The sequence below is a fragment of the Stenotrophomonas maltophilia genome, assembly GCF_039555535.1.
In the GTDB taxonomy this organism is placed as follows: domain Bacteria; phylum Pseudomonadota; class Gammaproteobacteria; order Xanthomonadales; family Xanthomonadaceae; genus Stenotrophomonas; species Stenotrophomonas maltophilia_Q.
Genome location: NZ_CP154630.1, coordinates 1,912,579 through 1,923,539, shown reverse-complemented (window position 1 = coordinate 1,923,539; position 10,961 = coordinate 1,912,579). Strand labels below are relative to the sequence as shown.

Sequence of the window (10,961 nt, the reverse complement as noted above, 5' to 3'; positions counted from 1 at the left end):
CTGAAACATCAATGGGCGTGGCACCCCTGCGACAGGCGCGGGGAGCGGCACGTTCGATGATTTCGAGGTGGACTCAGGTGCCGCTGTTGGAATCAGCGCCCTGTGCCGACGCGGTCGGCGTCGAGCCAGCGCTCTGCACAACGATCTGGTTGCCAACGATGGAGACGGAGATGCCCTGCGCTGCATAGGCCGCCGTCAGATCGATCACGGCCTGCTGAGCGTTGGTGGTGCCGATGTTGGAGACCGCGCCGTACAGGGTGAAGTCCGAGCTCAGGCGGTAATCCAGCGTGCGTCCGGAATCCTTGGCCCAGCGCTCGAGCATGGCTTTGAGCGTGCCATCCATCGGCGAGGCCTGGTAGACGTAGCTGGAGTACAGCGGGATCTCGGTGGTTTCCGCAGCAAAGCGGTTCACCGGCTTCCAGCGGCCTCCAAAATCGGGAGCGGACTTGGTGGCGCAACCGGCCACCATCAACGCCGCCACTGCGGCGATGGACATTTTCGCGATAAACGCCTGATTCATACGGGCTTCACTTTGACGTACGAAAAAGCAGTCCCGAGCATTGGTCCCCTGGTCGTCCGGCGCTGCGTCGCGCACGCCGGAATCGGAGCGACGCACTGACTGGCAGCACACCCACTCCGGCTCCCCTGCAGCCAACGGCTGCCAACCAAGTCGCGGGGCCGCCAGACACTCCCGGCGACACACCCGCATACCTCACCAACGTCGAAACCATCCATGTTTCATGGCACAAACTCCTGGCCACCCTGCTCTACAACATCTGCCATCCATCACACATTTCTGAACGGCATGCACAGGGTCGCACAACCACGCGTCAATTCCATGTCAGACAAGTCTGAAAATCTATGAACAAATGCCGAATTCTTGACTCAACTCACGTTTTCACGTCAGTGAATATGAATCTACGTCACAAATTTAACGACGTGAATTAGACGTTAAGCATTGGAACGTCGACTTTCGGCAGCAGCCGCGAGGTGAAGTAGCGATCCTTGTAGTAGCGGATCTTGTCGCACTTCACCGGATGCGGTATGCCCTCGTACAGGAACACTTCCTTGTCCGGCCCCATCGCCTTCAGCTCCTGCGGCAGCATCAGTGCCCGCCGCTCCTCGGTGAAGCTGTGGGTCTTCTCGCGGGCGTGCGTGACGTTCTTCTTGCGGATGGTGGTGTAGCCCAGCATGTCCGAATAGTCGTTGGCGTCCTGCTGCTCGCGCGGCGCGTACAGGATCTGCAGCGCGTGGTTGGTGATGATCGTGCGCGAGACTTCCCGGCCGTAGGTGGCATCGAGCTGGGACATGCTCTGGATGATCGGCAGCAGGCGGATGTTGTAACCGGCCATGTAGGACACCGCCGAGGCGATGATCTCGACCTTGCCGATCGAGGTGAATTCGTCCATCAGCAGCAGGCACTGGTACTTCAGGTCCGGGTTGGACTTGGGCAGTTCCTTGGTGTTGAGGTTGATCAGCTGGCTGAAGAACAGGTTGATGATCAGCCGGCTCTCGGCCAGCTTGTTCGGCTGGATGCCGATGTAGATGGTCATCTTCTTCTTGCGCACGTCGGTCAGCAGGAAGTCGTTGCTGCTGGTGGCCTTGTCCAGCACCGGGTTGATCCAGGGATTGAGCGGTTCCTTGAAGGTGCCCAGGATCGAGGCGAAGGTCTCGTCGGCCTGGGACAGCATGTTGGCGAACGCCGATCGCGCGTTGCCACTGAGGAACGAACGCTCCGACAAGGCCTTGAGGTACTTCTTCAGATCGGTGCCATCGCCGGATGACAACCGGTAGACAGAACCCAGCGTCGGCGTGCCCGAGCCGCCCGGGAAGCCGCTGCTGCGCTCGTCGTCCCAGTTTTCGAACAGATACAGGGTGAAGGCCATGAACGCGTTGCGCGCCTGGCTGACCCAGAACTTCTGGTCCTCGGCGCCGTCCGGATACAGCATCGCGGCGATGCTCATCAGGTCCGACACCCGGAATGCCGGATCATCGGAGACATAGCTGAGCGGGTTCCAGCGGTGCGTGCGCCGATCCTCGGCGAAGGGATTGAACAGGTAGATCTCCTGGCCCTGGCTGGCGCGCCAGCCGCTGGTCAGGTCGAAGTTCTCCTGCTTGATGTCCAGCACCACCAGCGATTCGCCGTATTCCAGCAGGTTCGGGATGACCACGCCCACGCCCTTGCCTGAACGGGTGGGTGCCGCAAGAATCACGAACTGCTGACCATCCAGCCGCACCAGTTTGCCGCCATGGCTGCCGACCACGATGCTCTGGCCGGTCTTCTTGAACATGCCATGCCTGGACAGGTCGGCGCCGGTGGCGAAACGCGCGTCGCCATGCAGCGAGCGCTTGTCCTTCTTCAGCAGCAGCACCAGACCGGTCACCAGCAGGACCAGCAGCGGCAAGCCGAAGCCCACGTAGCCGGCCCACTTGATCTTGCCCACGAACGGCGCAACCTGCGGTTGGCCGATGGCGTGGTAGTACTGGTAGTACGTGTTCCAGGTGAACAGCTTGGTGTCCAACCCCAGGAACAACAGGGTCAGGTAGCCGGAAAACACGAAACCAAGCAGCAGGGTCGCCAGCGTGACGATGGCGATGAGCAGATACTTCTTACTGGGCAACACCCGAATCCTCCATGATGCGCACGAGGGCGCGACGGCCTAGCGGCGGCGCCAGCGCGACGCCTTCTTCCGCAGGTTGTTTTCGTTCTCCAGCCCGGGCTCTTCGCCCTCTTCACGCACCCGCTGCAACAGCAGTTGGCGCGCTTCGGCCAGTGATACCAGGTCGGTCAGACGATCCCCATCGTCGGCGACGACCGCATGGCCGACCACATCGCCCGGAGCGTACACCGGCTCGTAGGACACTGCTACCAGCTGATAGCGGCCACGGGTTTCCAGCACATGCCTGAATTCCTGCATCGCATTCCTCCTTGTCGGGGCAACACTGCGTCCCCTGCCCCGCCATGATGCCCATCGCAGTGTCATCGGCGTATGCACAAGCGCTACGGTTTCTGCGCGAAACTGTCTGCGGATATCCAAGGAGACTGCAATGGACTGGGTAGCACTTGCACGCACGCTGGCCACCGAGGCCCACGCGGGCCAGACGGACAAGGCCGGCCAGCCTTACATCTGCCATGTGGCGCGGGTGGCGGCCGCGGTGCGCGGCGACGATGACGCCGAAGTGGTGGCCTGGCTGCATGACGTAGCCGAAGACTGCCCGGCGTTTGCCGCACAGATCGAGGTCTTTCCCGCCCCGCTGCGCGAGGCGGTGCACCTGCTCAACCGCGACGCGGCCCCCGACGCGGACAGCTACTACGCGCGCATTGCCGCCCACCCGCTGGCACTGAAGGTGAAGCAGGCCGATCTGGATGACAACGCCGATCCGCAGCGCCTGGCGATGCTCGACGCGGCGACGGCCGGGCGCCTGCGCGGCAAGTATGCGCACGCCCGGGCAGCGCTGGGCATCTGATCGCGCCGCGCGGTGGCCGGTGGGCGAACGTGTCACCGATCAAACGCTGATTTACCCTGAGTGCTGCTGCCCTTGTTGCGGTGCAGCAGTACAATGACCGGCTCCCCGCCCCCATCGCGCCCCGCATGAGCCCCAACTCTTCCCTGGCTGCGCGGCTGACGCCCCGTCAGCGCACCCTGATCATCCTTGCCCTGTCGCTGGGCGGCTTCGCCATCGGCACCAGTGAATTCGCCAGCATGGGCCTGATGCTGGAGATCAGCCGCGGCCTGTCGATTTCCGAAACCCAGGTCGGCCACCTGATCAGCGCCTACGCCATCGGCGTGGTCGTCGGCGCCCCGATCCTCGCCTTCGTCGGCGCCAGCTTCCCTCGCCGCAAGCTGCTGCTGGCACTGATGGGCTTCTATGCCGTCGGCAACCTGGCCAGCGCACTGGCGCCGAACTACGGCACGATGCTCATTGCGCGTTTCGTCGCCGGCCTGCCGCATGGCGCCTACTTCGGCGTGGCGATGCTGGTGGCCGCCGCGATCAGCCCTGCCGGCCAGCGCGGCCAGGCGATGTCGCGCGTGTTGCTGGGCCTGTCGATCGCGATCCTGGTCGGCAATCCGCTGACCACCTGGCTGGGCCAGCAGCTGAGCTGGCGCACCGCCTTCGCCCTGGTCAGCGTGCTGGCCGTCGCCACCGTGGCGATGATCGCGCGCTTCCTGCTGCCGGACCCGGACGAGGTTCGTACCTCGCCGATGCGCGAACTGCGCGCCTTCAACACCACCCAGGTGTGGCTGGCGCTGGCGATCGGCGCCGTTGGCTTCGCCGGCATGTTCTGCGTGTTCACCTACCTGGCACCGACCCTGGTGCAGGTCACCGGCGTGGCCGAATCGTGGATGCCGCTGGCGGTGGGCGTGTTCGGCATCGGCGCGATCATCGGCAACATCGCCGGTGGCTGGCTGGTCGACAAGTTCCACTTCAAGGCCGCCGCGGTGGTGCTGCTGTGGTCGATCGTGATGCTGCTGCTGTATCCGCTGGCCGCGCAATCGGTGTGGACCATCGGTCCGATGATCATCACCGTCGGCACCATGGGCGCGCTGGCCGCAGTATTGCAGACGCGCCTGATGGACGTGGCCGGCGAAGCACAGACCCTGGCCGCCGCCTCCAACCATGCCGCCTTCAATACCGCCAATGCGCTCGGGCCGTGGCTGGGCGGCATGGCGATCAGTGCCGGCTTCAGCCCGGCCAGCACCGGCTATGTCGGTGCCGCCACTGCCATCGGCGGCCTGCTGCTGTGGTGCGTGGCGGTGATGCTGGACAGGAAGCGCAAGGCCACCGCCGGCAGCCACTGAACACGGCGCCGGGTCGTCAGCCGCTGCCCATGCGGCGGCGGCGTCCCGGCCGCAGCATTGCCACGTCGCCGGCTGCAAGCGTCGGTCGCGCCAGCTCGCCACGTTTCACACGGTCCAATACCCGCCGCGAGTTGGCCGCGCAGTCAATCCCGTCCGGCCGCGCCTGGATGTCCTCGATCAGGGCCAGCAGGTGCGTCCGGCTCTGTACCAGCCGCAACTGCAGCGCCTCGATGTCGGCCACCTTCTGCTGCAGCATCGAGATCAATGCGTCGTGCTGCCACTGGCCCATGTCTGGCGGCAGCAGGGCGCGTATCTCCTCCAGGCTGAAGCCGGCGCGCTGCGCACCGGTAATCAGTTCCAGCAGCAGCACCGCCTGCTCCTGATAGTCGCGGTAGCCGTTGGCCTGCCGCTGGACGACCAGCAACCCTGCCTCCTCATAGAAGCGGATGCGTGACGCCGCCAGGCCCGTGCGCCGGGCCAGCTCACCGATCTTCATCCGCCTGAATCCTCGACATCGGAACCCATTGACCTTCAATAAAACTTGAAGGTTAGCGTAGCGCCATTCCCCTGTCCTGGAGCTGTCCGATGTCGCTGTTCTCGCCCTTGGCGCTGCCTTCCGGCGCCCTCATCCGCAACCGCATCGCCAAGGCGGCGATGGAGGAGAACATGGCCGACGCCGACCACGCCCCCTCCGAAGCGCTGCTGCAGTTGTACCAGCGCTGGGCCGACGGCGGCGCCGGGCTGATCATCACGGGCAACGTGATGGTTGATGGCCGCGCCATGACCGGCCCCGGCGGCGTGGTGCTGGAAGATGATCGCCATCTCGACCGCTTCAGCGCCTGGGCAAGGACAGCACGCTCGCGGGGGGCGCAGATGTGGATGCAGATCAACCATCCCGGTCGGCAGATGCCGGCCGCGCTTGGCCAACCGGCCCTTGCACCTTCGGCGGTGCCACTGGACATGGGCGCGCTGTCCAAGCAGTTCGCGCCGCCAAAGGCGATTAGCGAAGCCGACATTGAAGAAGTGATCGCGCGCTTCATCCGCAGCGCCGAGCTGGCCGAACGCGCCGGTTTCAGCGGCGTGGAGATCCATGCGGCGCACGGCTACCTGCTCAGCCAGTTCCTGTCGCCGCTGTCGAACCGTCGCGAGGATCGCTGGGGCGGCAGCCTGGACAACCGTGCGCGCCTGCTGCTGGAGATCGTGCAGGGCGTACGCGCCAGCGTGGCGCCTACGTTCGCAGTGGCGGTGAAGCTCAACTCCGCCGACTTCCAGCGCGGCGGTTTCTCGCCCGAGGACGCGCGCGCCGTGGTGGAGATGCTGGCGCCCCTCGGCGTGGATCTGGTCGAACTGTCCGGCGGCAGCTATGAGATGCCGGCCATGACCGGCGCCGCACGCGACGAACGCAGCGTGGCCCGCGAAGCGTACTTCCTCGAATTCGCGCGCGAGATCGCCACGGTGGCGACGATGCCGCTGATGGTCACCGGCGGCATCCGCCGCCGCGAGGTGGCAGAACAGGTGCTGGCCAGCGGCGTGGCCATGGTCGGCATCGCCACCGCGCTGGCGATCGAGCCGGATCTGCCGCAGCACTGGCAGCAGGGCCGCGACCCGGTACCGGCGTTGCGCAACATCAACTGGCGCAGCAAGCCGCTGGCGGCCAGCGCACACATGGCGGCAGTGAAATACCAACTGGGTCGGCTCAGCCAGCGCCGCCCCACTGCGCCCGGCGTCTCGCCGGCGTGGGCGCTGTTGCTGGCGCAGGCCGCCGGCAAATGCCGGGCTCGCCGCTACCGGCGCTGGATCCGTGCACGCGCAGGTGGATGCTGAGCGGGCGGGCTTCTCATCACTGCAGCGATGCTCCACCATCTGCATGACCTGCGGCAGTCCGTCGCCGGTCGCAGCAGGCAGAAGGAACCACCGTGGCAGCAGGACCGACCAAGAACCGCGAAAAGCTGCTCGATGATCTGCTCTCGCTGGGCCGCAACTGGGCACTGGCGATCGCCATCGCCGGTGCCGGCGCAGCGGTCCATTACAGCGAGTCGGTGTTCGAAGCAGGACTCTGGCGCGGCCTGCTGCCCACGATCTGCTTCCTCGTCGCAATCATCTGGATCGTGCTCAGCATCATCCGCTTCGACCTGACCCTCCAGCAGCACTTCGAGCGCAAGCGCACGCGCTGGCTCAGCCGCCTGCTCTATGTCGTGCTGCTCGGCACCGGCGTCACTGCCGTGTTCTTCGTCACCGAGCTTGCGGCCAACAACCACATCGCGCGGATGTGCGACTCGGTGGCCAACGAACCGGCCAGCCGGATCCACCGGTCCGCCGAGTGCCAGCGCCTGTACCAGCACCGGGCGGCGTACCGGCAGCGACTGGAATCGGCGGAGGGCGAGTTCGACTGAACAGATGCGTGGGAGAAGGCGCGCGAAGACGCACATAGAGGTCCAGCGAGGGCGGATTCGGAATAGTTGTATGGACTTCATTGCAACGCGACGCCACGCTTTCTTGCCGGAAAGCCGTGATCGAACACAGTCCATGAAGTTGCCCACCGCCCGCTCCCGTCTCCCCGCCCGGCCGCGGAAAATCGGCAGCGAAGTACGCATCTTCAGGCGCTATCACCAGTACGCCATCGTTGCCGCCGGAGCCGGACCACTGGCAATACTCCTGGTCGCCGTCGCGCCCGAACTTGGGCCGTTTCCGGCACTGGGCGCGGCAGCGATTCTCACGCTGTCGCCGCTGATCCTCGGCTTCGTAGTCTATTCCCCACAACGGGACCGGGTGGTACTGGAACAGGATCGTCTGGTATTCCAGCACCGTCCTCCTCTCCCGTTCAAGCAGATCCGGTCCTACAACCTGGACGATCATGTCGATCTGATCCTGATCGATGGACCGAGCGTGCTGCTGCAGCGCACACGGGCATCGATGCATGATTTCCCAACCTTCCGGGACGCACTGGCAGAGGCGCTCGCAGATCGGCCCGCAAACGCTGCCGCGGCTCCGCAACGTCGCCACTTCTTCGGTGCCTGGCCCGCACGCGTCTGGGGTGCGGGCCTGTTGCTGGCGACGGCGGCACTGGTGATCACGGGCGTACTGCATGGCTGGCCGTTGTACAAAGCACCGATGCTTGGGATCGTGCCCGTGGTGGGCATTGGGCTATTGCTGTCGCGCCGCCGTCACTGATCGCGTCGTCGGCGAAGTACACATGGCGTGGATGTGTATTCGGGCACAGTACGCGCGCCGCTCACGCTTGGAACCATCCAGTCACAATGCTTCACGCGCCCGCACCCGCACCCGCACCCGCACCCGCACCCGCACATCACGATGCCATCGCCCTGCAGGCGGGCGTGCTGGGCAGCGTGTTGGGCGTGGCTCTGTACAAGGCCATCGCCTTGTCGGCGCTGGCGACCGGATCCTTGATCGTGATCGGGCTGTGGCTGCTGGCCTGCGCGCTGCTGGCTGCCTGGGCACTGGCCGCCTGCCTGGCCTGCCTTGCGCTGAGCCGGCGCGTATTCGTGCTGATGCTGGCGCTGAGCATGATCCTGATGATCTGCGTCGCCTGACAGCAGCAGGCGCCGGACTATCGCGCATATGTTACAGAATAACAAGTGCGGTTGGACGGATTGCTCGTGCCCGGGGTCGCGGATTTGAATCGCATGGCCAGCCCGGCGCTACCTGAGACCCCCATGAACCTGCAGCCCCTGCTTCGCGTCTCCCTCACCGCCATTGCCCTGGTCACGTTCAGCGCCTGCGCCACGTATGACGACAGCAACATGCACCAGGCCTGCCAGGAGTCGCCGCATCTGAAGGACCTGCCGCCCGAAGTGGCTGCCCGCGAGAGCCGCTGCAACAAGAGCATGGAAGTGTGGTCGAGCGAGCGCAAGGGCAGTGACAGGCCGATCGACCTGAGCGGCAAGAAGAAGGATCTCTGAGCCGCCGGGCATCTTGATCGCTCCAATGCATGCGGATGACCAGCCCGTCACGATCGGGGGGGCAGGATAAGGCCTCCCAATCACGACGACTTTCCCGATGCCGGCCACTGGTCACCCTGTCATCCATGCCTTTGAAGCTGTGTTCGACCTGTCTGGCGGGGTGGAGCGCATTACGGCGCTCACCGTCATCTGCCGGCATTGCTCCGAAACCCGCTCGGCCAGCGAAGACAATCTGGTCCAGCTGCCGGGCGGCGCCTTGTTCCGCTGCGACGGATGCGGCAGTCATCAGGCGGTGAGCCATGCGCGGGTTGCCGATTGGCAGGTGAATTCGCTTCTGGGTGTCTGAGGCTGCAGTACGACGGTGCCACGACGCAGGCTGTTGGCGCAGGGATGATGATGCAGTCAGAGGGCGCCCCGTGAGCCACCTCGTCCGCTGCGCAGGGCCGATGACAGCCAGGGCAAAGGAGCTGTGCAGGGCGCAATGACATCACCTCGGCTAAGCTGCGGCACCTTTCTTCGCGCACGGCCATGCATCCCTTCCCCCTTCCTGTCTCGGCACCCGATCAACTCGCCTACCGACTGCTGCAGGACAGCGACTGGGCCCGTTCCACCGACGCGATCAACGCTCCTCCCGAACTTCGCGCTCTGCTGGCGATGATCCTGGATTCTCCGGAGCCGCTGTGGATCGCATGGGGCCGCGACAACAAGGCGTTCTTCTTCAACGATGCCTACCTGCCCATGCTGGGCGGCAAGCTGCACGGCGCCATGGGCAGCCGATTGGAAGACGTCTGGGCGGACGTCTGGGCCGAAGTCGTCGATGCTGTCAACGATGCCTTCGGCGGCACAAGCCGCAGTTTCAAGAACATGCCGTTGATGATGGACCGTGATGGCACGTTGCGCGAGACATTCTGGACGTTCTCCTACTCGCCGCTGCGTGCCGGTTGCGGAGGCGTGGCCGGCATCATCTGCGTCGTCAGCGAGCAGACCGAGCGGGTGATCGAGCGCGACCGGCACACGCGCCAGGTGGCGGCCATCACCGAGCAGGCACGCGAGGCCCACCTTGAACTGGTACGCGCCCGCGAACAGCTGCGGCAGTCGCAGAAGCTGGAGGCCATCGGCCAGCTGACCGGCGGCGTTGCCCACGACTTCAACAATCTGCTGCAGGTGATCACCGGTTCCGTGGACATGCTGCTGCATACCTGGCCAGCCGGAGATGCGCGCCTGCGCTATGTACAGGCCATCGAAACCGCCGCCGACCGCGCCACTCGCCTGACCGCCCAGCTTCTGGCGTTCTCGCGTAGACAGAGCCTGTCGCCGCAGGTGTTCGACCTCTGCGAGAGCGTACGCGCGCTTTCGGACATCATCACCACAGTGCTGGGTGCACGCATCTCCGTGTCGGTGAACCTGCCCGACGCCCCATTGCCGGTGCTGCTGGACCGGACCCAGCTCGACACCGCACTGATCAACATCGCGGTGAACGCGCGCGACGCCATTGACGGCCACGGCAAGGTGACGATCGATGTGGAACAGCTGACATCGGTGCCTTCCGTCCGGTTCGCGGCGCCGATGAAAGGCGACTTTGCTGCGATCAGCGTCAGCGACACCGGCGCCGGTATCGATCCATCCGTGGTGGATCGGATCTTTGAGCCATTTTTCACCACCAAGGGAGTGGGCGCAGGCACAGGGCTTGGCCTCAGCCAGGTGTTCGGCTTCGTCAAACAGTCCGAGGGCGAAGTGGACGTACAGAGCCAGGCAGGTGTCGGTACGCGCTTCACGTTGTATCTGCCGCTGGCGCAGGAAAACGCCACCATCGAGCTGCCGACCGCGCAAGAGGGGCTGCTGCATGGCCACGGATTGTGCGTACTGGTGGTGGAAGACAACGTGGATGTGGCCGAGTTTGCAGTCGGGGCACTGCGCGAGCTTGAGTACAACGTCGTGCTCGCGCGCAATGCCGACGAGGCACTGGCGGAGCTCGCGCGCGACGCTGCGCGTTTCCACGTGGTGTTCAGCGACGTGGTCATGCCCGGGACCAATGGGCTGGATCTCGCCCGCACCATCCGCAGCCGCCTGCCCGATCTTCCGATCATCCTCACCAGTGGCTACAGCGAACTGCTGGCCCGCGATCCAGGCCACGGTTTCACGCTGCTGCGCAAGCCCTACTCCCTGAAGCAGCTGGCCTCGGTGATGACCGAGGCCAGTTGCCGCTCACAGGCGATGGTGACTGCGCTTTAGCCGGCAG

Annotated in this window: 13 protein-coding genes; 9 read left to right on the top strand and 4 right to left on the bottom strand. The window is 65.0% G+C overall.

Translation table 11 applies throughout. From position 1 onward, the window contains the following. Positions 1-73: 73 nt before the first annotated feature. The 3 genes from AASM09_RS08885 to AASM09_RS08875 all read right to left on the bottom strand — a co-directional run bounded on the left by AASM09_RS08885 (position 74) and on the right by AASM09_RS08875 (position 2,918). A complete protein-coding gene (locus tag AASM09_RS08885) occupies positions 74-520 on the bottom strand; it encodes a hypothetical protein (RefSeq protein ID WP_049429685.1) in 447 nt (148 codons plus the stop codon). Between the two features lie 424 nt (positions 521-944). Then, on the bottom strand, positions 945-2,624 hold the full coding sequence (locus tag AASM09_RS08880) for a type IV secretory system conjugative DNA transfer family protein (protein WP_005410127.1): 1,680 nt from the start codon (positions 2,622-2,624) through the stop codon (positions 945-947). A 36-nt stretch (positions 2,625-2,660) separates the two neighbouring features. After that, complete coding sequence (locus tag AASM09_RS08875; RefSeq protein ID WP_005410128.1) at positions 2,661-2,918, bottom strand: hypothetical protein; 258 nt, start codon at positions 2,916-2,918, stop codon at positions 2,661-2,663. Between the two features lie 130 nt (positions 2,919-3,048). Here AASM09_RS08875 and AASM09_RS08870 point away from each other — a divergent pair, with 130 nt between their 5' ends. Further along, positions 3,049-3,468 carry an HD domain-containing protein gene (locus AASM09_RS08870; protein WP_012480647.1) on the top strand — a complete coding sequence of 140 codons (420 nt, stop codon included), beginning with the start codon at positions 3,049-3,051 and terminating at the stop codon, positions 3,466-3,468. 125 nt (positions 3,469-3,593) lie between these two features. After that, positions 3,594-4,802, top strand: a complete 1,209-nt coding sequence (locus tag AASM09_RS08865; RefSeq protein WP_049429686.1) for an MFS transporter — start codon at positions 3,594-3,596, stop codon at positions 4,800-4,802. 16 nt (positions 4,803-4,818) lie between these two features. On the opposite strand, the gene AASM09_RS08860 is transcribed toward AASM09_RS08865, so the two are convergent. Continuing rightward, positions 4,819-5,298, bottom strand: a complete 480-nt coding sequence (locus AASM09_RS08860) for a MerR family transcriptional regulator (RefSeq protein WP_049429687.1) — start codon at positions 5,296-5,298, stop codon at positions 4,819-4,821. A gap of 89 nt (positions 5,299-5,387) precedes the next feature. On the opposite strand from AASM09_RS08860, the gene AASM09_RS08855 reads away from it, so the two are divergent. The 7 genes from AASM09_RS08855 (at position 5,388) to AASM09_RS08825 (ending at position 10,954) form a co-directional block, all read left to right on the top strand. Continuing rightward, positions 5,388-6,626 (top strand): NADH:flavin oxidoreductase/NADH oxidase family protein, encoded by a 1,239-nt coding sequence (locus AASM09_RS08855; protein ID WP_049429688.1) that lies wholly within the window; start codon positions 5,388-5,390, stop codon positions 6,624-6,626. A 92-nt stretch (positions 6,627-6,718) separates the two neighbouring features. Next, positions 6,719-7,195: a membrane protein gene (locus AASM09_RS08850; protein ID WP_049429689.1), complete on the top strand. Its 477-nt coding sequence runs from the start codon at positions 6,719-6,721 to the stop codon at positions 7,193-7,195. Between the two features lie 133 nt (positions 7,196-7,328). After that, positions 7,329-7,973, top strand: a complete 645-nt coding sequence (locus AASM09_RS08845) for a hypothetical protein (protein ID WP_049429690.1) — start codon at positions 7,329-7,331, stop codon at positions 7,971-7,973. 86 nt (positions 7,974-8,059) lie between these two features. Beyond that, entirely contained in the window at positions 8,060-8,353 is a 294-nt protein-coding gene (locus AASM09_RS08840; protein ID WP_343368957.1) for a hypothetical protein, read from the top strand. Positions 8,354-8,476: 123 nt separating this feature from the next. Then, positions 8,477-8,722, top strand: coding sequence for a hypothetical protein (locus tag AASM09_RS08835; protein WP_049429692.1), 246 nt, complete (start codon positions 8,477-8,479; stop codon positions 8,720-8,722). A gap of 97 nt (positions 8,723-8,819) precedes the next feature. Then, complete coding sequence (locus AASM09_RS08830) at positions 8,820-9,068, top strand: hypothetical protein (protein WP_005410137.1); 249 nt, start codon at positions 8,820-8,822, stop codon at positions 9,066-9,068. A gap of 182 nt (positions 9,069-9,250) precedes the next feature. Beyond that, entirely contained in the window at positions 9,251-10,954 is a 1,704-nt protein-coding gene (locus tag AASM09_RS08825; protein ID WP_100443810.1) for a hybrid sensor histidine kinase/response regulator, read from the top strand. The last annotated feature ends 7 nt before the right edge of the window (positions 10,955-10,961 follow it).